The organism is Novosphingobium rhizovicinum, from assembly GCF_040813635.1.
Lineage (GTDB): Bacteria > Pseudomonadota > Alphaproteobacteria > Sphingomonadales > Sphingomonadaceae > Novosphingobium > Novosphingobium rhizovicinum.
The window spans coordinates 74,574-98,523 of record NZ_JBFNXR010000051.1 but is presented as its reverse complement, the minus strand read 5'-3'; the positions used below and the strand labels follow the sequence as shown (position 1 = coordinate 98,523).

General features: G+C 61.4%; 27 protein-coding genes and 1 tRNA gene. 16 read left to right on the top strand and 12 right to left on the bottom strand.

The features are described 5' to 3' along the window. Position 1: 1 nt before the first annotated feature. The 8 genes from trpB to radC all read right to left on the bottom strand — a co-directional run bounded on the left by trpB (position 2) and on the right by radC (position 6,871). On the bottom strand, positions 2-1,246 hold the full coding sequence (trpB, locus tag ABUH87_RS14140; protein WP_367774654.1) for a tryptophan synthase subunit beta: 1,245 nt from the start codon (positions 1,244-1,246) through the stop codon (positions 2-4). A 74-nt stretch (positions 1,247-1,320) separates the two neighbouring features. Further along, entirely contained in the window at positions 1,321-1,962 is a 642-nt protein-coding gene (locus tag ABUH87_RS14135; RefSeq protein WP_367774653.1) for a phosphoribosylanthranilate isomerase, read from the bottom strand. 77 nt (positions 1,963-2,039) lie between these two features. After that, a complete protein-coding gene (locus ABUH87_RS14130; protein ID WP_367774651.1) occupies positions 2,040-2,801 on the bottom strand; it encodes an SIMPL domain-containing protein in 762 nt (253 codons plus the stop codon). A gap of 115 nt (positions 2,802-2,916) precedes the next feature. Continuing rightward, on the bottom strand, positions 2,917-3,603 hold the full coding sequence (gene pyrF, locus ABUH87_RS14125) for an orotidine-5'-phosphate decarboxylase (protein ID WP_367774650.1): 687 nt from the start codon (positions 3,601-3,603) through the stop codon (positions 2,917-2,919). 19 nt (positions 3,604-3,622) lie between these two features. Then, positions 3,623-3,973, bottom strand: a complete 351-nt coding sequence (locus tag ABUH87_RS14120) for a lipopolysaccharide assembly protein LapA domain-containing protein (RefSeq protein ID WP_367774649.1) — start codon at positions 3,971-3,973, stop codon at positions 3,623-3,625. A gap of 73 nt (positions 3,974-4,046) precedes the next feature. Then, positions 4,047-5,360 carry an adenylosuccinate lyase gene (purB, locus tag ABUH87_RS14115; protein ID WP_367774647.1) on the bottom strand — a complete coding sequence of 438 codons (1,314 nt, stop codon included), beginning with the start codon at positions 5,358-5,360 and terminating at the stop codon, positions 4,047-4,049. A 51-nt stretch (positions 5,361-5,411) separates the two neighbouring features. Further along, positions 5,412-6,146, bottom strand: a complete 735-nt coding sequence (locus ABUH87_RS14110) for an NRDE family protein (RefSeq protein WP_367774646.1) — start codon at positions 6,144-6,146, stop codon at positions 5,412-5,414. Continuing rightward, positions 6,146-6,871: a RadC family protein gene (gene radC, locus ABUH87_RS14105; protein ID WP_367774644.1), complete on the bottom strand. Its 726-nt coding sequence runs from the start codon at positions 6,869-6,871 to the stop codon at positions 6,146-6,148. The genes ABUH87_RS14110 and radC overlap by 1 nt, the downstream gene beginning before the upstream one ends. Positions 6,872-6,921: 50 nt before the next feature. Between radC and ABUH87_RS14100 the strand changes: the two genes are divergently transcribed. The 8 genes from ABUH87_RS14100 (at position 6,922) to ABUH87_RS14065 (ending at position 13,505) form a co-directional block, all read left to right on the top strand. Next, positions 6,922-10,110 carry an intermembrane phospholipid transport protein YdbH family protein gene (locus tag ABUH87_RS14100; protein ID WP_367774643.1) on the top strand — a complete coding sequence of 1,063 codons (3,189 nt, stop codon included), beginning with the start codon at positions 6,922-6,924 and terminating at the stop codon, positions 10,108-10,110. Continuing rightward, positions 10,107-10,373, top strand: a complete 267-nt coding sequence (locus tag ABUH87_RS14095; RefSeq protein WP_367774642.1) for a YnbE family lipoprotein — start codon at positions 10,107-10,109, stop codon at positions 10,371-10,373. Before ABUH87_RS14100 ends, ABUH87_RS14095 begins: the two co-directional genes overlap by 4 nt. Then, a complete protein-coding gene (locus tag ABUH87_RS14090) occupies positions 10,373-10,777 on the top strand; it encodes a YdbL family probable chaperone protein (RefSeq protein WP_367774641.1) in 405 nt (134 codons plus the stop codon). Before ABUH87_RS14095 ends, ABUH87_RS14090 begins: the two co-directional genes overlap by 1 nt. 150 nt (positions 10,778-10,927) lie before the next feature. Then, a complete protein-coding gene (locus ABUH87_RS14085; protein ID WP_367774639.1) occupies positions 10,928-11,248 on the top strand; it encodes an AtpZ/AtpI family protein in 321 nt (106 codons plus the stop codon). Between the two features lie 60 nt (positions 11,249-11,308). Beyond that, on the top strand, positions 11,309-12,097 hold the full coding sequence (locus ABUH87_RS14080; RefSeq protein WP_367774638.1) for a F0F1 ATP synthase subunit A: 789 nt from the start codon (positions 11,309-11,311) through the stop codon (positions 12,095-12,097). Between the two features lie 39 nt (positions 12,098-12,136). Then, positions 12,137-12,361 (top strand): F0F1 ATP synthase subunit C, encoded by a 225-nt coding sequence (locus ABUH87_RS14075; protein WP_007013775.1) that lies wholly within the window; start codon positions 12,137-12,139, stop codon positions 12,359-12,361. Positions 12,362-12,448: 87 nt separating this feature from the next. Then, positions 12,449-12,943, top strand: a complete 495-nt coding sequence (locus ABUH87_RS14070) for a F0F1 ATP synthase subunit B family protein (RefSeq protein ID WP_367774636.1) — start codon at positions 12,449-12,451, stop codon at positions 12,941-12,943. After that, on the top strand, positions 12,936-13,505 hold the full coding sequence (locus ABUH87_RS14065) for a F0F1 ATP synthase subunit B family protein (protein WP_367774635.1): 570 nt from the start codon (positions 12,936-12,938) through the stop codon (positions 13,503-13,505). The genes ABUH87_RS14070 and ABUH87_RS14065 overlap by 8 nt, the downstream gene beginning before the upstream one ends. A 313-nt stretch (positions 13,506-13,818) precedes the next feature. Here the strand turns inward: ABUH87_RS14065 and gloB are convergent, their stop codons facing one another. The 4 genes from gloB to aroA all read right to left on the bottom strand — a co-directional run bounded on the left by gloB (position 13,819) and on the right by aroA (position 18,715). Beyond that, a complete protein-coding gene (gene gloB, locus ABUH87_RS14060) occupies positions 13,819-14,577 on the bottom strand; it encodes a hydroxyacylglutathione hydrolase (RefSeq protein WP_367774634.1) in 759 nt (252 codons plus the stop codon). Between the two features lie 249 nt (positions 14,578-14,826). Beyond that, positions 14,827-16,533, bottom strand: a complete 1,707-nt coding sequence (gene rpsA, locus ABUH87_RS14055) for a 30S ribosomal protein S1 (protein ID WP_367774633.1) — start codon at positions 16,531-16,533, stop codon at positions 14,827-14,829. Between the two features lie 233 nt (positions 16,534-16,766). Beyond that, a complete protein-coding gene (locus tag ABUH87_RS14050; protein ID WP_367774632.1) occupies positions 16,767-17,387 on the bottom strand; it encodes a (d)CMP kinase in 621 nt (206 codons plus the stop codon). Continuing rightward, positions 17,384-18,715, bottom strand: coding sequence for a 3-phosphoshikimate 1-carboxyvinyltransferase (aroA, locus tag ABUH87_RS14045; protein ID WP_367774714.1), 1,332 nt, complete (start codon positions 18,713-18,715; stop codon positions 17,384-17,386). Before aroA ends, ABUH87_RS14050 begins: the two co-directional genes overlap by 4 nt. A gap of 204 nt (positions 18,716-18,919) precedes the next feature. On the opposite strand from aroA, the gene ABUH87_RS14040 reads away from it, so the two are divergent. From ABUH87_RS14040 to ABUH87_RS14005, 8 genes are all read left to right on the top strand, one after another. Further along, on the top strand, positions 18,920-19,240 hold the full coding sequence (locus ABUH87_RS14040; RefSeq protein WP_367774631.1) for a TIGR02300 family protein: 321 nt from the start codon (positions 18,920-18,922) through the stop codon (positions 19,238-19,240). Between the two features lie 140 nt (positions 19,241-19,380). Next, positions 19,381-19,456: transfer RNA gene (locus tag ABUH87_RS14035), tRNA-Ala, on the top strand. Between the two features lie 250 nt (positions 19,457-19,706). Next, positions 19,707-21,134: a signal recognition particle protein gene (gene ffh, locus ABUH87_RS14030; RefSeq protein ID WP_367774630.1), complete on the top strand. Its 1,428-nt coding sequence runs from the start codon at positions 19,707-19,709 to the stop codon at positions 21,132-21,134. A gap of 29 nt (positions 21,135-21,163) precedes the next feature. Next, the gene (gene rpsP / locus ABUH87_RS14025; RefSeq protein WP_367774629.1) at positions 21,164-21,622 is read left to right on the top strand and encodes a 30S ribosomal protein S16; all 459 of its coding nucleotides are present in this window, start codon (positions 21,164-21,166) and stop codon (positions 21,620-21,622) included. 15 nt (positions 21,623-21,637) lie between these two features. Beyond that, the gene (gene rimM, locus ABUH87_RS14020; RefSeq protein ID WP_367774628.1) at positions 21,638-22,150 is read left to right on the top strand and encodes a ribosome maturation factor RimM; all 513 of its coding nucleotides are present in this window, start codon (positions 21,638-21,640) and stop codon (positions 22,148-22,150) included. A 72-nt stretch (positions 22,151-22,222) separates the two neighbouring features. Then, complete coding sequence (gene trmD, locus ABUH87_RS14015) at positions 22,223-22,969, top strand: tRNA (guanosine(37)-N1)-methyltransferase TrmD (RefSeq protein WP_367774627.1); 747 nt, start codon at positions 22,223-22,225, stop codon at positions 22,967-22,969. Beyond that, positions 22,966-23,334 (top strand): 50S ribosomal protein L19, encoded by a 369-nt coding sequence (gene rplS, locus ABUH87_RS14010; protein WP_367774626.1) that lies wholly within the window; start codon positions 22,966-22,968, stop codon positions 23,332-23,334. The genes trmD and rplS overlap by 4 nt, the downstream gene beginning before the upstream one ends. 270 nt (positions 23,335-23,604) lie before the next feature. Further along, entirely contained in the window at positions 23,605-23,877 is a 273-nt protein-coding gene (locus tag ABUH87_RS14005) for an HU family DNA-binding protein (protein ID WP_367774625.1), read from the top strand. Positions 23,878-23,950: the final 73 nt, after the last annotated feature.

Below are 23,950 nucleotides of genomic sequence, written 5' to 3'. Positions count from 1 at the left end.
GTCAGAGATCCACCCCCAAGTGTTCTGCCACGGTGAAGATGTCCTTGTCGCCGCGACCCGAAACATTGACGACAAGCAGCTTGTCGCTGTCCATCGCGCTGGTGATCTGCGGAAGCGCCGCAAGCGCATGGGCGCTCTCGAGCGCTGGGATGATTCCTTCAAGGCTGCAGCACAACTGGAATGCTTCGAGCGCCTGATCGTCAGTGATCGGGATGTACTTCACTCGCCCACTCTCATGGAGCCAAGAGTGCTCAGGGCCGAGTCCAGGATAGTCGAGCCCCGCGCTGATCGAGTGCGCCTCTGTGATCTGCCCATCCTCGTCCTGCAGAAGATAGGTGCGATTGCCGTGAAGGATTCCCGGCTTGCCTCCTGTGAGGCTCGCGGCGTGCTGCCCGGTTTCGACACCATGACCGCCCGCTTCCACTCCGATCATCTCGACGTCAGGATCATCGAGGAACGGATGGAACATGCCGATTGCATTGGATCCCCCACCAACGGCAGCAAGCAGCATATCGGGCAAGCGACCTTCTGCCTTGAGCATCTGTTCACGAGTCTCGTTTCCGATCACGCTTTGGAAATCGCGTACAAGCTCTGGATAGGGATGCGGGCCGGCAGCGGTGCCGATGATGTAGAACGTGTCATGTACGTTCGCCACCCAGTCGCGCAGGGCGTCGTTCATCGCATCCTTAAGCGTCTCCGCACCGCTGGTGACGGGACGAACCTCGGCCCCGAGCAGTTTCATGCGGAATACGTTTGGCTTCTGTCGCTCCACATCCTTGGCGCCCATGAAGATGGTGCAAGGCAGGCCAAAGCGTGCCGCAACGGTCGCGGTCGCGACCCCGTGCTGACCGGCGCCGGTTTCCGCGATGATCCTCGTCTTGCCCATGCGCATTGCGAGCAGGATCTGACCGACGCAGTTGTTGATCTTGTGCGCGCCGGTGTGATTAAGTTCCTCGCGCTTGAAATAGATTTTCGGCCCTTTGCCGTTGGATGCCAGCGAGCGGTAATGCTCCGTCATCCGCGGCGCAAAGTAGAGAGGGCTGGGCCGCCCTACAAAGTGCTCCAGCAAATCGTCGAACTGCGCTTGGAAAGCAGGATCGGCTTTCGCGGCGCGATACTCCTTATCAAGATCGAGGATCAACGGCATCAGCGTTTCCGCGACATAGCGGCCACCGAATCGACCGAAGTGTCCCTGATCATCAGGCTGGTTGCGGAAGCTGTTCGCTTGCTGAGTTGGGGCGTTCATAATGTACTTGCGCCTAAGCCAATGGGTCTACGCTGTCCACGGCCCTGAAGGGCGGTGACGCAGCTTGAGGGGTTTCAGGCACCGCGCACGGCGGCACAGAAGGCGGCGATCATATCTGGGTCCTTCACACCCGGCGCGGTCTCGACGCCCGAGGACGTGTCCACGAGTGATGCTCGTGTGGTTTGCAGTGCGTTCACGACATTGCGGGCACTGAGGCCACCGGCGAGCCCCCAGTTCACCCCGCCGGACCAATTATTGAGCAGCGACCAATCGAAGCTCAACCCCATCCCGCCTGGAAGAGTGCCCGGAGGTGTCTTTGCGTCGAAAAGCACGAGATCGGCAGCACCGCGGTAGGATGCGGCGCGGGCGAGGTCTTGTGTGCCGGCGACCGAGACAGCCTTCCACACCGGCAGACCGAACCGAGAGCGCAGGTGTGCCGCTCGATCGGGCGGTTCTGTCCCGTGCAGTTGCAAAACGGTGAGGGATGCTGCGGCGACGGCCTCAGCTATCAAGCTGTCATCGGCATCAACGAACAAACCGACCGTGCCGATCCGTCCCTTCGCCTGCGAGCCCAGGATGGCGGCATCGTTGAGTGAGACATTGCGGGGGCTGCGAGGGAAGAACACTAGTCCAGCGTAATCGGCGCGAGCTGCGATAGTCGCGTCGAGGGCAGTCGGCGTGTTGATGCCGCAGATCTTTATGGCGGGCGTCGTCATAACGACGCCCTTATATCATATTCACGCCCTTGGAAGAGCTCGCCTAAGCTCGGCGCAGCGCGTGTGGCGCTGAACCGTCAGGGTGTGAGTTCGAACTGCACCGTCAGATTGACGTTCGTCTCCAGTTCTCCGCCCATGACTGGTGGAGGCGGAGCAGCATCCGCCCGCTTCGACGTTACCATCATTTCGCGATACATGGGCGGTTGTGGCGCATAGCCGCCGCTCTCACTGATGGACACGATACCCGCGACCCGCAGGCCCGCAGCTTGCGCGTAAAGCTGTGCGCGTTGCCGGGCCGTCTTCATGGCCTCGGCGCGCGCCTCGTCCATTGCCACTTCGGGCTTGGACAGCATGAAGTTGGGCCCATTCACCTGGTTCGCTCCGGCCGAGACGAGCGCATCGATCACCTTGCCGTAATCGCCCAGCTTACGCTGTTTGACGGAGACGGTGTTGCTTACCTGGTAAGCAATGATTCTCTGCCCCTGATCCTCATAGCTACCGTCCGGCAGCCGCTTGGGCTGAGCATAGACCGGGCTGAGGTTCAGGTTGCTCGTCTGGATGTCCCGCTCTGCGATGCCCGCACGCTTGAGAGCTGCGATCACCTGCGTCATCTTGCGCGAGTTCTCGGCCATGGCCTGGCTCGCTGTGTCGCCCTGCGTCGTCACGCCTGCGCTGAATAGCGCCATGTCCGGCTGGCGCGTCGAAGAGCCCTCCGCCGTCACCGTCAGCAGCGTATGGCCGGCGTCGATAGCCGGGATCGCTGGCGTCATTTGCGCGTGGGCCGGCGCGACAGATGCGGTGGCGAGTGCCACCCCGACAGCAAGCGGGACAAATTTCATTCGGGTTCCTCCATCCTATGCATCGCCGAACGATCTGCCGCTGGCGAGGTTGCGTCAGGCTGAACCGATTAACAAAGATCAGAAGCCAGGGAGCCGGTAAGCTGCCGACCTCGTCCTACAGAGTGGCTTCGATCGCTCGTGCTGCGGCGAGGGGATCTTCTGCACGGCTGATCGGGCGCCCGACCACCAGCACCGAAGCACCAGCATCACGCGCTTCACGCGGGGTGACGGTGCGCTTCTGATCGCCAGATGCTTTTCCCGTGCTCTCGTTGGGCCGCAATCCCGGCACGACGAAGAAGCCGTCCTTCCACTGTTGACGCACGGCACCAACCTCGTGCCCCGAACAGACGATCCCATCGAGACCCGCAGAGTGCGCCAGTTCGGCGAGACGCAGCGCTTGGTCATGCGCGGTGGAGGAGATTCCCGTCGCGGACAGATCTGCCTCGTCGAGGCTGGTCAGGACCGTAACCGCCACCACCTTGCAGTGCTCGCCCGCGGCTGCCTTGGCGTCCTCCATCATGGCTCGCCCGCCTGCTGCGTGGACGGTGACAATCGCCGGTTCCAGAACATGGATAGCCTGCATCGCAGCGGCGACTGTGTTGGGAATGTCGTGCAGCTTGAGGTCGAGGAAAATCGGCAGGCCAAGCTTGTGCAGTTCGAGAACGCCATGGTGGCCATGGGCGCAGAAGAATTCGAGGCCCAGTTTGATCCCGCCGATATGGCCGGCAACTTTGCGGGCGAGGGCTTCCGCAGCATCTAGGCGCGGCAGATCCAGTGCGAGGTAAACGGGATTCCGGTTCATCTTCTGCTGTTTTCCAGAGTCAGGCTGATGAGCCCGGCGCGAGGGAAGGCGCCGCGAGCTCGGGTTCGATTGAGGGGGACGCCTCGGGCATCGCCGGCGAGGGTGATGCACCGACGGCGAGCATCGTATTTTCCAGTGAGTGGATTCGCCGCTTCAGGCGCCACTGTGCTGCACGGTGAACTAGCCACATCGGGACGGCACCGAAGAGAAAGAACACGAGCGCCACCACCCCGACGGGCCATTCGAAGTGGACGTAGTTGCCACCGGTGAGAGGCCAGAAATTCACGGGCACCTTCGTCCAGTTCATGGCGATGAAGGCCACGAGGATTGCTGTCAGCGTGACCCACAGGAGCGTGCGTATGACCTGCATGTTCTATCTCCCTCACGCTGAGACCATGAGCATAAGCGGTAACACGGCAGCCGAAGGCCCGGAAGAGCCGACCTCAGGCACCAAAGACGCGGTCAAAGATGCGATCCACTTCCTTGAAGTGGTAGCCGAGATCGAACTTCTCCTCGATGGTTTGTGCTGGCAGCGCTGCTGCGACCTCCGGGTCGGACTTGAGCAATTCGAGCAACGAGAGTTGCCCATCCGATTCCCAGACCTTCATCGCGTTGCGCTGAACCAGGCGGTACGATTCATCGCGGCTGAGCCCGGCCTGTGTGAGCGCAAGCAGAACGCGCTGAGAGTGCACCAGCCCGCCCATCCGGTCGAGATTCTTTTGCATGCGCTCCGGATAGATGAGCAGCTTGTCGATGACGCCGGTGAGGCGGGCAAGAGCGAAATCCAGAGTGATCGTTGCGTCGGGGCCGATGAAGCGCTCTACCGACGAATGCGAGATGTCCCGCTCGTGCCATAGAGCGACATTTTCCATGGCCGGCATCGCGTAGGACCGGATCATGCGGGCCTGGCCGGTGAGGTTCTCCGTCAGAACGGGATTGCGCTTGTGCGGCATGGCGCTCGAACCCTTCTGTCCGGGTGAGAAGTATTCCTCTGCCTCAAGGACTTCTGTGCGCTGAAGGTGGCGAACTTCTACTGCGAGCCGCTCGATCGAGCTGGCAATCACAGCCAACACCGCGAAAAACATCGCATGCCGGTCGCGCGGGATCACCTGGGTGGAGATCGGCTCGACTTCAAGGCCGAGCTTCTGTGCAACGTACTCTTCCACGGACGGGTCAACGTTGGCGAAGGTGCCCACGGCACCCGAGATGGCACAAGTGGCAATCTCTTCCCGTGCGGCGACGAGCCGCTTACGGCAGCGGGCAAATTCGGCGTAGGCCTGCGCCAGTTTCAGGCCAAAGGTCACCGGTTCGGCATGGATACCGTGGCTGCGGCCGATGGTTGGCGTGTACTTGTGCTCCTCGGCCCGCCGCTTGATTGCAGCGAGTAGCGCATCGAGGTCATCGAGAAGGATGTCTGCAGCGCGGGCGAGTTGGACGTTGAGCGTAGTGTCCAGCACATCGGAACTGGTCATACCCTGGTGCATGAATCGCGCCTCGGGCCCGACTTGCTGCGCCACCCAGTCCAGAAACGCGATCACGTCATGCTTGGTCACGGCTTCGATCGCATCGATTGCAGCGACATCGATAGCGGGATTGGTCGCCCACCAGTCCCACAGCGCGCGGCCGGCGCTTTCCGGAACGACGCCGAGTTCGCCCATCTTCACCGCAGCGTGAGCCTCAATCTCGAACCAGATGCGATAGCGGGCTTCGGGCTCCCAGATCGCAGTCATGGCGGGACGGGCGTAGCGGGGGACCATGGCGAACTCCTCGATCTATCCAGGAAAGTGGCTGAAGTAGTGCCGGTGCCGCTAGGTTGCAGGCCAGCGAAAGTCCAGCCGGGTTTCCCCAGTCGCGATTCCTTCTTCATCGAAACGCCGTTCGGCGATGGTCCCGCTTCCGTCGCGTTTGACGGCAACCACGGTTGAGCAGCGAGTACCGTACAGGGCGTCGCTAATAAAGACGGGCGCAAAGCGCGGCTCGGGCCCTCCAGACGCCGTCGCAGTACTCGGCGGGGGTGTCTCAACCCTCAGTGCGTCCAACAGCGGCGTCAGGTCGCTGGTCTCCTGAACCAGCCAGCTTCTTAATGCGCTCTCCAGCTGGAGCGTCTTGGGCCAACGGTCGTGAAAACCGCCGTTGGACAGCCCGTGAATGCCAGATGCCAGCGGTTCCTGGTGTACGCTCGGAAAGTTAGTCAGGAACCATGCGTCTGGTCCATCGCAGTGAATCACGTTGAACGGGTTCATTTCTGCGAGGTGTTGAGGAGTTCGGCCTTCCAGCAGGTCGGTGACCAGCCCGCCACGCGAGGGACGCCCAGGTTTTGGGCCCTCCGGCTGGCGAAAGTTGGTGACGAGCGCAAACCGGCCCGCATCATGGATGCCCAGCCACGTTCCACCACCGCTGAGATCACGTCCGGCAATCAGACCCGGCACATCGGCCCATCGCTCCAGCGCGGCGGCGGGGCGTGCGTGATACTCGTCCCGGTTGCCCGCCACCACAAGGCGCCAATCAGGGTGCGCATTCCAGGCCGCCGCGGCGACGCACATCAGATCAGCCCTTTCGCTCGTAGCGATACATGGCCTTCCTTTCCGATCACGATGTGATCGTGCACTGTCACGCCCAGCAGGCGACCTGCTTCGGCGATGCGATTCGTGATCTCGACGTCGGCCCGACTCGGCTGCGCATTGCCGCTCGGATGATTGTGGACGAGGATCAGCGCCGTCGCGCCGAGATCGAGCGCACGCCGGATTACCTCGCGCGGGTGGATTGCCGCCTCATCTATGGAGCCGTCTCCGACATGCTCATCCATGATGAGCATGTTTCGCGCGTTGAGGTAGAGAACGCGCACGCGTTCGCGAGTCAGGTGAGCCATGTCGATGGTGAGGTAGTCGATCAGGGCCTGCCATGAGCTGATCACCGGTGCTTCTCGGATCCGCTGACGCGCGAGCCTGCGCGCGGCAAGAGTCACGATCTTAAGCGCTGCGGCCGTCGCTTCACCCATGCCCGGGTGTGCAGCGAGGGTGCGGCTGTCGGCCGCCAGAACACCCGCCAGGGATCCGAAACGGTCCAGCAAGGTGCGAGCGAGAGGTTTCATGTCCCGTCGGGGAACTGCCTGCATGAGCAGCATCTCGATGACTTCATGGTCGCCGAGCGCTTCGTCGCCGCCCTCCAGCAAGCGTTGACGCAGCCGGCTTCGGTGACCGCTGGGGTCGTGACCGACGGTAGGCGGAGCAGCAACAGGTGCGCCAAACAGGTTTGGTTCGTCGGCCATCAGCGGGAATTCATTGCCTTTCAAGGTTCCTCAGCGCAAGTGAGCCTAGGATGGTCGACGAAGAAGAATTGCCCGCAAACGAAAGCACAAAGCGGCTGCCGAGACGGCTGATTCGGCTGCTGCTGGCCTGCGTCCTCGTTCTTATTGCCGCAGCGATTGCGTACACTTGGCTTAGCCGCAAGACCATCGCCGATGGCTATATCGAAGACCAGCTCAAGGGCTTGGGCCTGTCTGGCAGTTACGAGATTGCCAAGATCGGGCCTGATGAACAGATCATCCGCAATCTTGTGATCGGAGATGCGAATCGGCCCGATCTCACGATAGCCGAGGTGAGAGTTGCAACGCGGCTGCGCTTCGGATTGCCGGGTGTCGGCCGCATTACACTCATCCGCCCGCGTCTTTACGGCAGTATCGTAGACGGCCAGCCGAGTTTTGGCGCCCTCGACAAAGTTCTGTTTACAGGAAGCAAGGAGCCGTTTCGCCTTCCGGATACCGACGTCGCCATTGTCGACGGGCGCGCTCTTGTTGAAAGCGAGTACGGTCCTGTCGGGGTCAAGGTTGAGGGAGCGGGGCCGCTGCGCAGCGGTTTTTCTGGCGAGATCGCCGCAGTCGCTCCAGAGTTGCAGGTTGGCGACTGTAGGCTTCGCAATACCACGGCATATGGCCAGCTAACGATCCGATCCGAGAAGCCGCGTTGGGATGGCCCGCTGCGGATGGGCGGCCTCGCTTGCTCTGAGCAAGCCCTGCGCCTGGCTCGCACTGCCCTCAAACTGGACGTGACGCTCGCGCCGTCGCTCGACGGAGGTGAGGGCACAGTCGAGCTCGTCAATCGCGGCGCAGGTGTGGGGCAGAGTACTACAGAGGCGCTCGAAGGGTCAGGGAAATTCACGTATCGCAACGACCAGTTGACCGCGCGTTACGACATCTCCGCCAGTCAGCTGCAAGCAAGTCAGGCGAGTGCAGCGCGGTTCCATGTGACCGGAAGGCTGCGCGGCGGTCAGCAACTCGCACGTCTGCAGCTCGAGGGCGACGTTGACGCCGATAACCTAGCGGTCGGTGCCACGCTGCACGATGCATTGGTACAGGCAGAGCAGGGCACTCAGGGCACATTGCTCCAGCCTCTGCTGGCACAGCTTCGCACCAGCCTTCGCCGAGAATCGCGCGGCAGTAAACTAGACGGCAGTTTTCTTGCCCGTCGGGGCCCAGAAGGTCTGTCACTCGTCGTGCCGCGTGCGAGCCTGAGAGGGCGCAGCGGAGAGGCGTTGCTCGCTGTCTCCCGGTTCCAGCTTCTGGGCAAAGACAGCGCATTGGCAACCGTCAGCGGCAATTACGTTACCGGCGGTAAGGGGCTTCCAAGAATTGCTGGGCGCGTCGAGCGTTCCGATAGTGGCAAGCTGAGCCTCCAAATGCAGATGCCGAGTTATCGCGCAGCGGACGCAAGCATCGCCGTGCCACGTTTCAACATCGTTCAGTCGCAGTCCGGCGACCTGAGCTTCGGCGGCGCAGTTTTGATGAGCGGAGCGCTCCCTGGCGGGGGGGCGCGAAATCTCCTTCTGCCTGTGGAGGGTACGCTGCATGCCGGAGCTCTTGCTCTGTGGCACGAGTGCACGCAGGTGAGCTTTGACGGTCTGGCGGTCGCCAATCTTGCCATTGATCGGCGGCGGGTCACCGTTTGCCCGGTGCCCGGACGCCCCCTGATGCGCCTGGCCGCCGGCAACCTGAGTGTTGCCGGGGGATTGGCGGCTCTCGATCTTACGGGGCGTCTGGGTGAGACACCGATTCGCCTTGCAAGCGGCCAAGTGGGATTCGCGTACCCGGGTTTGATCACTGCGGAATCGGTAGAAGTGGGACTGGGGCCGGAGGCAACAGCGTCGCGCTTCCGGATCGCCAACCTGACCGCGCAGGCGCAGGGTGAGCTTGGCGGAAGCTTCGACGGGTCCGACGTTTCGCTATATGCAGTGCCTTTGGATCTCCACGATACGCGTGGTGTCTGGCGCTACGCCGAAGGTGTCCTGACCTTGAGCGACGGCGCGTTTCGCCTCGAGGATCGCGAGCAGGTCGATCGCTTCCAGCCGCTGATTGCGCGCAACGCCACGCTCACGCTGAGGGATAATGTTATCCAGGCCGAGGCATTGTTGCGCGAGCCTCGAAGTGGCCGAGCAGTTCTGCTCGCAGACATACGTCACGATCTTTCGAGGGCGCGGGGGCGTGCCGACCTGACGGTGTCAGGAATTACCTTTGGCCCGGATCTTCAACCTGAGGCGCTGACCACACTTGCTTTAGGCGTCGTCGCCAACACCCAGGGAACGGTCCGCGGCAACGGTGTGATCGCGTGGGATGACGCTGGTGTAAAAAGCACCGGGCAGTTCTCAACGGAAAGGCTGGACTTCGCTGCTGCGTTCGGACCGGTGCAAGGGGTCTCGGGGACCGTTCGTTTCACCGATCTGCTGGGCCTCGTCACTGCACCCGGTCAAGAGCTGCGGGTTGCCTCCATCAATCCCGGTATCGAGGTCAACGACGGGAAGATCACATTCGCCTTGCGTCCCAATTACGTCATCGAGGTGCAGGACGGGCGTTGGCCGTTCGTCGGCGGAACCCTGCGCCTGCTGCCTACGACCATGGCGGTCGGCACTGACGAGGTGCAGCGGTACACCCTTGAGCTGAGGGGCGCGGATGCCGCCTTGTTTGTTCAGCGCCTCGACATCGCCAATCTTAACGCGACCGGCGTTTTCGACGGAACCTTGCCGCTTGTCTTCGATCAGAACGGCGGGCGGATCGTAGATGGCCTTCTCATCTCACGCCCACCCGGCGGAAACGTCTCCTACGTGGGGGAACTGACGTACAAGGATCTTTCCACGATGGCGAACTTCGCCTTCGATGCGCTCCGGTCTCTCGATTACCGCGAAATGAGCATCGGGATGAATGGGGCTATAGAGGGGGAACTCGTCACCCGCTTGCGATTCTCCGGCGTCACCCAAGGCGAGGGCGCCTCCAGGAACTTTATTACCCGGCGTATCGGTAAACTGCCAATTCAGTTCATTGTGAATCTGCGGGCTCCGTTCTTCCAGCTACTTACATCTTTCAAATCTCTCTACGACTCCTCGTACGTAAGGGACCCGCGGTCCTTGGGACTCGTAGACGCGCAGGGACAACCCATTCCGCGCTTGAGAACGCCCTCTGTCACTATCGATACCCAGCAACCCCTTATTCAGCCGACCGCAAGCGAGACCGTGCCATGAGATGCCTTAACCCAGTCGTTCCTCTTCGCCTTGCGGAAGATCGCGAAATCGCCGCGGGACAGGACCGCAAGGGGGCACCGCTGCAACTACCCGCGGCGGCTGTACTACTAGCGCTGGTCGCAGGACTCGGAGGTTGCATTTCGGTGAACGCACCTGACAAGCCGATCGTCATTGAGCTCAATATCAATATTAAGCAGGAAGTGATTTACCGCCTTGCTGAGGACGTGAAGCAAAACATCGAAGCCAATCCGGATATTTTTTAATGAAAAAGATCGCTCAATTCTCTTCCCGTCGCTGGTCGGCCCTGGCCGCTGCTGCTGCGTTGGCATCCCTAGCTATCGCGGGGCCTGCGTGGGCACAACGCGATCCGGCCTACGCCGCCGCACGCGCCGCTGGCCAGGTAGGCGAGAAGCCGGACGGCTATCTGGGGGTTGTCGGAGCGGCTCCTGGCGACGTCCGCGCCCTGGTGGACAAGATCAATATTCAGCGCCGCGCCAACTATACGGACCGCGCCGGTGCGCAGAACGTCACGGTGCAGGAGTATGCATTCACGCAAGGGTGCATCCTGATTCAGCGTACCGCGCCCGGCGAGAAGTATCAGGCGCCTGACGGCACCTGGCAGACCCGCGGCTCCGGGGCGCCTATTCGCGACCCACGCTGCCCGTAAACAGCCGGACGGAGGGAATGGAGCGGGATAAACCGGATCAAAGCTCCTGCACCGGTTGACTTGGTTCCGACCCCACCCTAAGGGGCCGGTGCCTACGGCGGGCAGGTCGTCGGGCGTGTCGAAAGTTCCTGATGAATATGGGGGGCTGACATGAACGATGATGCTGACGCACGAGATCCTGTTGGCGAGGATGCGCGGGTTGACGCGCTTAACGAGCGGCTTCGTGCCGCTCGAGAGCGGGAAGAAGCGCGCACCAAGGTAGCGTCTAACGCGGAATCGGACGATAGCTATCGTGCCGGAAATCGCGTTCTCGCTGACCTGCTGGGGGGTATCGTGGGAGGCGTGTTCTTGGGCTGGGTGATCGACCACTTCGCCGGAACCGCGCCCTGGGGTCTGTTGGTTATGATGTTCCTCGGAATTATCGTAGCCTTCAGGAACATCATCCGGATGTCGAACCGGCGTTCCGACTGATCCTTTTGGGATCTCCTCGGGCGCTGTTGCGCATGTTCTAGATAAGGCAAGAGGTAAGACGTGGCAGCCGAGGCGGGCAAAGTCGATCCGATGCATCAGTTCACTATCGAACCTCTGTTCGGTACGGAAAACTGGCAGATCGCGGGCTACCATATCCCTTTTACGAACTCTGCGTTGTGGATGGCGATCTCAGCCGTTCTGCTCGTTTTGTTCGTCGCGGGTGGGATGAAGCGGCAACTGGTGCCCGGCCGCTGGCAAATGGCGGTTGAGAGCTTCACCGGTTTTATCGATGGGCTTCTCGCAGCCAACGTCGGGCCGGCAGGCAAGAAATACGTCCCGTATCTCTTTTCGCTTTTCATGTTCATTCTGTTCGCCAACTTCCTCGGATTGCTCCCGCTGGGCGTGATCGGACTTCATGCCTTCACGTTCACCAGCCATTTCTCGGCGACTGGCGTTCTGGCGGTACTTACATTCGCCATCGTCATCATCGTTGGCTTTGCAAGGCATGGGCTGCATTTCTTCTCGCTATTCGTACCTCACGGCACGCCGCTGGTGATGATCCCGCTGATTTTCGTGGTCGAGCTCATCTCTTTCCTCGTGCGTCCGTTCAGCCTCGGCCTGCGACTGTTCGTTGCCATGATGGCAGGGCACGTTCTGCTTGAGGTGCTTTCCAGCTTCGTCATCAGCAGCGGCAATGCCAACATCGGTCTGTTCGCGCTTGCCGGGCTACCCAGTTTCATCCTGATGATCGGTATCTGCGCGCTCGAATTGCTCGTGGCCGGCATCCAGGCCTATGTGTTCGCGCTTCTCACCTGCGTCTATCTGAACGACGCTGAGAACCTTCACTGATCTTCATCGACTAACGGTTTTAAAAAGGGAGTTTTTGAAATGGACGCAGAAGCTGCAAAGCTGCTTGGTGCCGGTCTCGCTGCAATCGGTTGCGGTCTCGCTTCGATCGGCGTGGGTTCGGTTTTCGCCAAGTTCCTCGAAGGCGCGCTGCGCAACCCCGGTGCGGCGGATGCACAGCAGGGCCGTCTGTTCATCGGCTTCGCCGGTGCGGAGCTTCTCGGTCTGCTCTCGTTCGTCGTCGCCGCGCTTCTGATCTTCGCCTGATCAGTCGCACGCTGGATGGTCGCGTCGCATTGTGCGGGGCGACCTTTCCGGCATAGTATCTACGGCTTCCTCAAACAGGGCTGATCCATGCCTCAGATCGCACAGCTGGGCGAGTTTTATGCCAGCCAGATCTTCTGGCTGCTCGTCTTCTTTGGCCTCATCTTCTTCCTTGTCGGACGGGGTATGGTTCCAAAGGTGATGGACACCGTCGCACAGCGGGACAAGCAAATTGCTAACGACCTTGCAGCCGCAGAGCGCGCTCGCGCCGAAGCGGATGGTGAGGAGGCAGCTTGGCGTACGCGTGAGAACGCGAACCGCGCCCAGGCGCAGGCACTGATTGCCGAGGCCCGGACCAAGGCTGCAGTCGCGTCAGAAGATCGACTGGCAGTTGCACAGCGCACGATCGATGAGCGATTGGCGACTGCAGAGGCTCGCATTACTGAAGCCCGCGTTTCAGCGGTTGCGGAGATTGAAAACGTGGCAAGCGATGCCGCGCGGGAAATCGTGAACCGTATCGCCGGTCTCTCGGTCGACGAAGGCGCCGCACGCTCGGCAGTGAAGGAGACGATGGCTCATGGCTGACACCGCAATGCCCGCGGCGGACCACGGTGTACCTGCGGAAAATGGCGTGCATGCCGGAGCAGAGGTTCATCATGCCGAGCCGCTGCTGCTGGGAGTGGCGCCGCCAGTCGCCGTCGTCAGCGCATCTATGTTGGTGCTCATCTTGATCGCGCTTTGGAAGGGCGTTCATAAGATGGTCGCAGGTGGGCTTGATGCCAAGATCGACGAGATCAAGGCACAGCTTGCTGAGGCTCAGGTTCTTCGTTCTGAGGCGGAGGCGCTCCGAAAGGAGTATGCCGATAAGATCGCGAACGCGGAGAAGGATGCGGCGTCCATGCTCGATCACGCCCGGCGTGAGGCGGAAGCCATCGTTGCTAAAGCGGAAGTCGACACCCGTGATCTAATCGCGCGGCGCGAGAAGATGGCGGAGGATCGTATCAGCGCGGCTGAACTCGCCGCTCTCTCGGAGGTCCGCATCAAGGCTGCCGCCGCAGCTGCAGGTGCAGCTCAAGGTCTCATCCGCACGAACTACACGGCGGATGCAGATAGAGCCATGGTGGATCAGTCGATCGGCGCAATCTAAAGTTTTGCCAGATGTGCTGATCAAGACAAGCCCCCGCCTAGCGCGGGGGTTTTCGTATGAGAAAGTCATGCCACGGTCCCGGTGTCTGATACGTCAGGTACGTCAATAGCCGAGATGGGCAGGGCTCGTGTCCGCAATCAGATCGCCCGCTGGTCCAAGGTTTTAGAGCGTCTCCACGTTGAGCGGAGACAGTCCGGATTTGCCAGCGCCTCTTCTCCGAGCCTTCGGCTGCAAAGAGGTCATCTTGATAATGCTTCTACGCACTACAGCCCCACGAAGTGGCTCTCACGCGCAGTGGTTGCTCCATTAAAGATTAGAATGTGTCCTTTGCCTGCCTGAGAGTGGCGAAGGTCTCTACCGGATCTTTTCCACCCCAACGTCTCTGAAGCTCGTCAGAATCGGCCCTTAGGAAGGGGTTCGTGGCGATTTCACGCTCCAGCTTCATCGGTACTGTGGGGAGGCCACGCTGACGCAGGTGCTCAACTTCGCGTATGTAATCTGCAAGAGCCGCGTTGTCGGGATCGGCGTACCGAGCGAAGCGGGCATTCGATGCCGTGTACTCGTGTGCACAATAGAGCAGTGTCTCAGGCGGGAGTTGCTTCAGGCGCTCCAGGCTGCGCCAGAACTGCGGTGCCGTTCCCTCGAACATCCGGCCACAGCCCAACGCGAACAGCGAGTCGCCGACGAACGCGAGACGTGCCTCCGGTAGGTAGTAGGCGATGTGGCCGTGGGTATGGCCCCCAACATCGATGACTTGGGCTGTATAGCTTCCGATACGCAAGGTGTCGCCGCCTGTGAGCGTTCGATCGACACCTTCGATCTTGTGAGAATCCTCTTCCGGCGCGGCGATGGTGCAGCCGGTCGCTGCCTTGATGATGGCGTTCCCGCCAGCGTGATCAGGATGCCAGTGGGTGTTCCAGATCTGGGTGATTTGCCAGCCTCTGCCATGCGCCTCACGCAGGTACGCTTCTGCATCTGGAGTGTCGATGCAGACCGTCTCCTGTGTCGCAGGATCATGCAGCAGGAACCCATAATTGTCGGACAGGCAGGGGAACTGATGGACCTCGAGCATGGTATCTCTCCTCGCGCACCGTACTAGAGATTTACCCCTTGAGCGGAAATGCTCCAGATCTCCTGGCACCGGATTTTTCCGGACTCCTTGATAGTTAGCGGTCAACTCGGAAGTGCTGTATCGCGCGTGCGAAAAGAAGAAGCCCGTCCAGCAATGCCGGACGGGCTTCTTTATTTGGCTGTGACAGTGCTGCAAGCCCTGTCGTGTGCAGGTCAGGCCCGAGTTGCGAGCCCGCCTGTCGTCTTAAACTCAGCGGTTCTTGAGCGCCTCGCCGAGGATGTCGCCCAGCGACGCACCCGAGTCGGAAGAACCATACTGCTCAACCGCTTCCTTCTCTTCGGCGAGCTGACGCGCCTTAACCGAGAAGTTGGGCTTCTTCGAACGATCGAAGCCGATGACCATAGCATCGAGCTTCTGACCCACCTGGAAGCGGTCAGGACGCTGCTCGTCGCGGTCGCGACCAAGGTCGGAGCGCTTGATGAAGCCGGTGGCACCATCGTCGCCAGCCTGAACCTCCAGGCCACCGTCGCGCACTTCAAGGATCGTGACCGTAACGACTTCACCGCGACGCAGCGAACCGCTGCCGCCTGCTGCGACACCAGCTGCCGGAGCACCGCGCTCAAGCTGCTTCATGCCGAGAGAGATGCGCTCCTTCTCGACGTCAACGTCGAGAACCACGGCCTGGACCTGCTCGCCCTTGCGGTGAAGCGCCAGAGCGTCCTCGCCCGAGATGCCCCATGCGATGTCCGACATGTGAACCATACCGTCGACGTCGCCATCAAGGCCGATGAACAGACCGAATTCGGTCGCGTTCTTGACTTCGCCTTCCACGGTCGATCCCACAGGATGCTTCTCCGCGAAGTCCTCCCAAGGATTGCCGATTGCCTGCTTGAGGCCAAGGCTGATGCGGCGCTTCTCGGAGTCGACCTCGAGGACCACCACGTCGACTTCCTGCGATGTCGAGACGATCTTGCCCGGATGGACGTTCTTCTTTGTCCAGGACATTTCGGAAACGTGGACCAGGCCTTCGATGCCCGGCTCCAGCTCCACGAAGGCGCCGTATTCGGTGATGTTGGTGACAGTGCCATGCAGCTTCGCGCCGACCGGGTACTTGACCGATGCACCTTCCCAGGGATCGCTCTCGAGCTGCTTCATGCCCAGCGAGATGCGCTGCGTTTCGGAATTGATGCGGATGATCTGCACCTTCACGGTGTCACCAATGTTGATGACTTCGCTCGGGTGGTTGACGCGCTTGTAGCTCATGTCGGTGACATGGAGCAGGCCGTCGATGCCGCCGAGGTCGACGAATGCACCGTAGTCGGTGATGTTCTTGACCACGCCCTCGATAACCTGACCTTCGGTCAGCTTGTCGATCAGTTCGCTGCGCTGCTCGGCGCGGGTCTCTTCCAGGACGGCGCGACGCGACACGACAATATTGCCGCGGCGGCGATCCATCTTGAGGATCTGGAAGGGCTGCGGGATGTCCATGAGCGGACCGACGTCACGCACGGGACGGATATCGACCTGCGAGCCGGGCAGGAAGGCCACGGCGCCGTCGAGGTCGACAGTGAAGCCGCCCTTGACGCGGCCGAAGATCACGCCGTCTACGCGCTTGCCTTCGCCGAATTCGCTTTCGAGCTTGTCCCAGGCGGCTTCGCGGCGCGCGCGGTCACGCGACAGCATCGCTTCGCCGTCGGCGTTCTCCACGCGGTCAACGTAGACTTCGACTTCGTCGCCAACCTTCAGGCCGTGCTCGTCTTCGCCACGGGCGAATTCGCGCAGCGAAACGCGGCCTTCGCTCTTAAGGCCAACGTCGATAACGGCCTTGTCGTTTTCGATTGCTGTGATGGTGCCCTTGACGACGCGGCCTTCGAAGCCTTCGTCCCCGGCGCCGCCGAGCTGCTCGTCGAGCATTTTCGCGAAATCATCGCGAGTAGGATTTGCCGCAGTGGCCATGCAGAGTGTCTCTCTATCTATCGCTTTTCCGGCCAGGCGGTTGGTTCCGCCGGTCTTTCCTCCGCCGCCGCACCATGCGGTCAACGGGCCAAAAAGGGCCGAACTGCCGTAGGGGCCGATTACCGTCTACGGCGTCCTTCAGAGTCGTTGGATCCTGGCAGACCGGCGGCGCTTATCGCTGTCTCGCCGGAAACGCAAGGAAATTGGCCGCGCGGTCAGGTGGGAGCTGCGCCTCAGATTACCTTTGATCGAACGAGGTCAATCGCTGCGGCGACGGCCGCTTCGCGCTCGAGATCCGACGTGTCGAGCAGGATGGAATCCGATGCTGCTCGCAGTGGTGCGTCAGAGCGCTCTCGGTCTCTCGCGTCGCGTTCTGCCAGATCCGCGGCAATGTCAGCCAGTGTTGTGGGGCGACCCTGTTGCTGCATCTCAAGGAAACGACGCCTTGCGCGAGCGTCCACGCTGGCGGTGACGAATAGCTTAACTTGAGCATCGGGCGCTATGACCGTACCGATATCCCGACCGTCGAGAACAGCGCCTCCAGGCCGCAGGGCGAATGAACGCTGACGGTCGAAAAGTGCCTGTCGTACAGCCGGGTGCAATGAGACTCTGCTCGCCAAACCACCGCTGACTTCCGAGCGAAGCTCTGGGTCCTGTAGCAGCCCATCTGCGAACTTTGTTGCGGCCAGAGCGTCCGCGCTGTCATCCGGATCGCCGCCATTGAGCGCGCATTGACGGCCAACCGCTCGATAGAGCAGTCCCGTGTCCAGATGAGGGAGCCCGAAATGGGAGGAGATGGCCTTAGCAATCGTGCCTTTACCCGATGCGGTCGGCCCGTCCACGGCGACAATCATACTGCGGGCTCTTCAGTTGCCAGTTGCGCGAGCATAGTCTCGAAGGCGGGAAAGCTGGTGGCGATCGGTCGCGTATCGTCAACTTCGACGCCAGTGCGACTTGCTAGCCCGGCGACGGCCATCGACATGGCAATACGGTGGTCGAGGTGAGTGGCGATGGCACCTTGTGTTCCGCGCAAGGGTTCCCCTGCCGACCCGTGAATGACAAGGCCGTCTTCGAGCTCTTCCAAGCGCGCGCCCGCAGCTTGCAGGGCCGTGGCCATGACAGATAGGCGGTCTGATTCCTTGACTCGGAGTTCATCGAGACCCGTGGTGATTGTCGTGCCCTGGGCGAGGGCGGCTGCCACGAAGAGCGCCGGAAATTCATCGATCATGCTTGGCGCAAGTGCAGGGTCGACTTCGATGCCGCTCAAAGCCGAGTGCCGGACACGTAGATCGGCGACTGGCTCACCACCGACTTCGCGTCTGGCGACTTCGTCGATGGAACCGCCCATCGCACGCAAGACTTCCACCAGGCCGGCGCGGGTCGGGTTAAGGCCGACGTTCTCTACTACCAGGTCGCTGCCGGGGACGACCAGCCCCGCTACCAGGAAGAAGGCGGCAGATGACGGGTCTCCAGGGACTTCAATGACTTGGGGGCGAAGTTCCGCATGGCCTGTCACGCTGATGACGCGGGTTCCGTCCGGCTCGATATCGACACTTACTTCTGCGCCGAAACCGCGCAGCATTCGTTCTGAATGGTCTCTGGTCGGCACCGGTTCGATGACGGTCGTGACGCCTGGCGTATTCAGTCCTGCGAGCAGCACCGCGCTTTTTACCTGTGCGGACGCCACGGGGAGACGGTAGGAAATCGGCACAGCCGGTGCAGCGCCGCGCAGGATCAGCGGCAGTTTTCCGCCGGTGCTGGCGTTCACTTCTGCTCCCATCTGCGAGAGGGGCTCGATCACTCGCCCCATCGGCCGCTTCGAGAGGCTTGCGTCACCGGTGAACGTCGCCTGGATAGGATGGCTGGCGATCAGCCCCATCAGAAGACGCGTCGATGTTCCCGAATTGCCCATCTCGAGTGCTTGCTCGGGCTGGAGCAGACTGCCCACTCCGACGCCGTGGACCGCCCATGCCCCTTCGCCGGTTCGCTCCACCTGCGCACCCATTGCGCGCATCGCGGCAGCCGTTGCCAGCACATCTTCGCCTTCGAGCAAGCCTGAGATGCGGCTCTCCCCCACTGCGAGTGCCGAAAGCATGATGGCCCGGTGGCTGATCGACTTGTCACCGGGGACCCTGATGCGTCCTCGCAAGGGCCCGGTCGGCAAAAAACGGCGGGGGTGCATGAGGGCAGCAGGATCGGCAGTCACTTAGGAGCTTTCGTAAAGAGGTGCAGCGTTGGGAGCGCGCGGCTTTTGACAGCGGGCGTGCCCTATGGCAAGGCGCGCGCCCTGATGCGGCTTGTGCGGCTTGATTTCGCTGCAGGGCCTTACCATCAAGTACAGGTTTTCCGCGCGCGCCGTCTGGTGTGCGTCAGATGAGGATTTTTCATGGTCAAGCCTGAGTGGGGCGCCAAGCACGGCTGCCCGAAATGCGGCACCCGATTCTATGATCTGGGCAAGGATGACCCGGTCACCTGCATCGAGTGCGGCAATACGTGGCATCCGGAGCCGGTGCTGAAGTCAAAGCAGCCCGTTGCCTTCGAAGAGGTTCAGAAGAAGGAGGCTGTCCAAGAAGAGGACACCGATCTTGCCGATGAGGATCTCGACATCGATGACGACGGCGATTCACCCGACAACGACGTGGATCTGGGTGGCGACGACGATCTCGGCATCGGTGGAACCGATGATGAGAACGAGCACGACACCTGAGGTTTTCAGGGCGACTTGCAAAAACAGTCGCCCTTGAATTTTCCCCTTGCCAACCCCGGAGAGCCCCACTAGAGGGGCGGCCTCCCGGGGCTGGTACTCGGGGGTGCCGGACCTCCCAGGGTCTGGTAGATGAATGGAACGGGGCCGTAGCTCAGCTGGGAGAGCGCTACAATGGCATTGTAGAGGTCAGGGGTTCGATCCCCCTCGGCTCCACCATTCCCGAACGTGGTGATATTTGCTCCACACCGGGCTGCGAACGGCGGCCTTCTAGGTTTCTGGTGCTGACGTACTGCATGACGTTGCGCTCCGGTTCTCGAAGCCCCTCATTCCCGATCCGGTCTGAAGCAAATCTCACCATACTCGATGTGGCTCTTTGATCTGCATCGGGGGTGATTATTTACACGCTGGTTGACGAGGTTTCGTCCGCCGGCGTTTTTGGCGTTATGCCGCAAGTGGAGTGAACGCGATGTTCGACAGCCTTTCCGATCGCCTCGGTGGTGTGTTCGACAAGCTGCGCGGTCGCGGCGCGCTCAAGGAGCAAGACGTTCGCGATGCCATGCGCGAAGTTCGTATCGCCTTGCTCGAGGCGGACGTTGCGCTGCCGGTGGTGCGCCGGTTCGTCGATCAGGTCACGGAAAAGGCGATCGGCCAAGAAGTGCTGCGTTCGGTCACTCCGGGGCAGCAGGTCGTCAAGATCGTCAATGACGCTCTGATCGAGACTCTCGGCGGTGAAACGACTCCGGAACTCGATCTGAACGCCACCCCGCCGGTCGTCATCATGATGGTCGGTTTGCAGGGTTCGGGTAAGACGACCAGCACGGCGAAGATCGCCAAGCTTCTCAAGGAGAAGCACGGGAAGAAGGCGATGATGGCTTCGCTGGACGTCAACCGTCCGGCAGCGCAGGAACAGCTGAAGATCCTGGGTGAGCAGGTCGGCGTGGCAACGCTGCCGATCATTGCAGGTCAGCAACCCGCAGAGATCGCCACGCGGGCGTTGCATGCTGCCAAGCTGCAGGCGTTCGACGTGTTGCTGCTCGATACGGCGGGACGCCTTCACGTCGATCAGCAGTTGATGGACGAGATGAAGGCGGTCTCTGCGATTTCGGTGCCGCGAGAGACCCTTCTGGTGGTTGACTCGCTCACCGGCCAGGACGCGGTGAACGTGGCGCAGTCCTTTGCCGGGCAGGTCGACCTCACAGGTGTCGTGCTCACCCGTATGGATGGCGACGCCCGGGGCGGTGCCGCGCTGTCCATGCGCGCGGTGACCGGAAAGCCGATCAAGTTTGCCGGTACGGGTGAGAAGCTCGACGCGATCGAAGTTTTTCACCCCAGCCGGGTCGCCAACCGCATCCTTGGCATGGGCGACATCGTCTCGATCGTCGAGAAGGCTGCCGAGACCGTCAAGATCGAGGAGGCCGAGGCTCTTGCCAAGCGCATGGAGCAGGGCAAGTTCGACATGAACGACCTGCGCATGCAGCTCAAGCAGATGCAGAACATGGGCGGGCTCGGCGCACTGGCCGGCATGATGCCGGGTATGAAGAAGGCCAAGGCGGCGATGCAGTCCTCCGGAATGGACGATCGTGTGCTTCTGCGTATGGACGCGATCATCGGTTCCATGACGGTGAAGGAGCGAGCCAATCCGGCCCTGCTCAATGCGAAGCGGAAGATCCGTGTCGCCAACGGCTCCGGCACGCAGGTGCAGGACGTCAACAAGCTGCTGAAGATGCACATGGAGATGTCCAAGGCCATGAAGCAGATCAAGAAGATGGGCGGTCTCAAGGGGCTCGCTGCCATGTTCGGCAAAGGCGGCATCGACGCCGCCATGCCGGGCCTCGGCGGCGCGCTGGGCGGTGCCGGTGGGATCCCTGATCTTAGCAAGTTTGGTAAGAAATAAATCTAAATATCTGTAAAGAAAGGTCTATAATGTCAGTTGCAATCCGTTTGTCGCGTGGTGGAGCGAAGAAGCGTCCTTACTACCGGATCGTTGTTACGAACTCGCGTTCGCCGCGCGATGGCAAGTATCTGGAACAGGTCGGCACCTATAACCCGCTGCTGGCCAAGGAAGACGAAAACCGGGTGAAGTTCGTCGAGGATCGCATTCGCTACTGGCTCGGCGTTGGCGCCCAGCCGACCGATCGCGTCGCACGCATGCTCGACAAGGCGGGCATCAAGGAGCGCCCCGCGAGCAACAACCCTCAGAAGGGTGAGCCGGGCAAGAAGGCCAAGGAGCGCGCCGAGGACAAGGCTGAGAAGCAGCGTGAAGCCGAAGAGGCTGCAGCAGCAGCGCAGGGCGTATCTGCCGAGCAGCCGGCCGAAGGTGCTGTGGAGCCGTCTGCCGAGACCCCGCAGGTCGAGAGCGCACAGGACGCCGCTGAGGGCTAAGGCCAGGCGCGCGAAATGCCTTTGCAGTCGGATCGTCCCGTCACCCTTGCCGCAGTGTCCGGCGCACATGGGGTGACGGGCGAAGTTCGCCTCAAGCTGTTTGGTGAAGGCGTGGTGGCGCTTAAGCGCTATCGCGCCTTCAACCATGATACCTTGACGCTGGAGAAGGTGCGCGACGACGGCAAGGGGGGCGCAATCGCCCGTTTCGCCGAGATCGCTGACCGTACCGCAGCTGAGAAGCTACGCGGGACGACCCTGACAGTACCGCGGTCTTCCATGCCGCCCTTGGGCGATGGTGAGTACTATCACGCCGATCTGATCGGGCTCGATGCGGTCTCCGATGAAGGGGAGGATCTGGGCGTCTGCATTGCCGTCGAGAACTTTGGAGCTGGCGACGTGCTGGAGATTGAACGTCCTCCTGCAGCCGACGGAAAGCGTCGCCGCTTCATGGTGCCGATGACTTCGGCTGCCGTGCCGGAGTGGAATGAGGAACGACTGATCGTCGCATCTCCGTTCGTCTCGGAATAGGGCCCTCTACGCGTCCGCTATTAGCAAACCCTCGGCGTTGCCGTAGAGCCAGAATAGGATCAAGGCGCCGCAATGACCTTTGCCGCGACAGTTCTTACCCTATATCCTGAGATGTTTCCGGGGCCGCTCGGCGTTTCCCTTGCCGGCCGGGCTCTGAGCGAGGGCAAATGGGCCCTGACCCCCGTGCAGATCCGCGGTTTTTCGACAGATAAGCACCGTACTGTCGATGATACTCCGGCTGGCGGAGGGGCAGGGATGGTCCTTCGGGTCGACGTCCTCGCTGCCGCAATCGATCATGCGCGCGAGCTCAATCCCGCAGCGCCCGTTATCGCCATGACGCCGCGCGGCAAGCCGATCACGCAAGCCCGCGTCCGCGACCTGGCCGCTGGTCCCGGCGTCACGATCCTGTGCGGCCGTTTTGAAGGGTTCGACGAACGCATTTTCAAAGGGCGAGACGTGGAGGAAGTATCGGTCGGCGATATCGTGCTTTCGGGCGGTGAACCCGCCGCTATCATGCTCCTGGATGCTTGCATTCGGCTGCTTCCCGGCGTAATGGGCGCGGCTTCCAGCGGGGCGGAGGAGTCGTTCGAAGACGGCCTTCTCGAGTACCCGCATTATACTCGACCCGTTGAATGGGAAGGGCGTACGATCCCTGAAGTGCTGCGATCAGGGGATCATGCGAAGATCGCCGCCTGGCGTCAGGCCAAGGCGGAGGACGATACACGGTCACGCAGGCCGGACCTTTGGGGGCGTCGCAGGGACGCTCGGGTCCAGTCTGCCTCTGGCGCGCAGCAAAACGACGAAGGACCAGGCACATGAACCTGATTCAGCAGATCGAAGCCGAGGAAATCACCAAGGCCGCCAAGGACATTCCCGAATTTCGTGCGGGTGATACCGTGCGCGTCGGCGTAAAGGTTGTCGAAGGCACCCGTACGCGCGTCCAGAACTTTGAGGGCGTGTGCATTGCGCGGTCGAACCGTGGCATGGGCTCGAACTTCACCGTTCGTAAGATGAGCTTTGGCGAAGGCGTTGAGCGTGTTTTCCCGCTTTATTCGCCTAACATCGACAGCATCGCGGTTGTGCGCCGTGGTGTGGTTCGCCGTGCAAAGCTCTACTATCTGCGTGGCCGCACCGGCAAGCGTGCGCGCATTGCAGAACGTCGCGACGTCCGCAACGAAGGCTAAGCCTTCCGCGGGTTTCGCGCCAATACATGAAAGGGGCGGGCAGCGATGCCTGCCCCTTCTGTTTGAGGACGTGCTTTCGCTTGGGCGCTGTGTCATTCATGGCCCAGTTTCACGGAAAAGCGGCTGAGAAACGAGATAAATCGCCGTGGAAGCGCGGCTTTTCGCTTTGACAGCAGCCACAAAAGGCGCTCAATTCCGGACCCATTCGCAAGACGAATCCAGTTTTCTTCACCGATGGCTGTTCCACTGAAAGGCTAGGGGGTTCCCGTAATGAACAAGAACGATCTCATCAGCGCTGTCGCCGATTCCAGCGGTCTGACGCGTAACGACGCCACCAAGGCGGTCGAAGGCGTGTTCGATGCCATCACCGGCGCGCTGAAGGATGGTGACGAAGTACGCCTGGTGGGCTTCGGCACCTTCTCGGTCGCAAAGCGCAAGGCTTCGACCGGCCGTAACCCACGTACCGGTGAGGCGATGGAGATCAAGGCTTCCAGCCAGCCGAAGTTCAAGGCCGGCAAGGGCCTGAAGGACGCGGTCAACTAAGCACCTGTCCTGCGCTGGGTCTGCTGGCCTGGTGTGACTGACTACATGAAGCGCCGCACCTGCCAACGCGCAG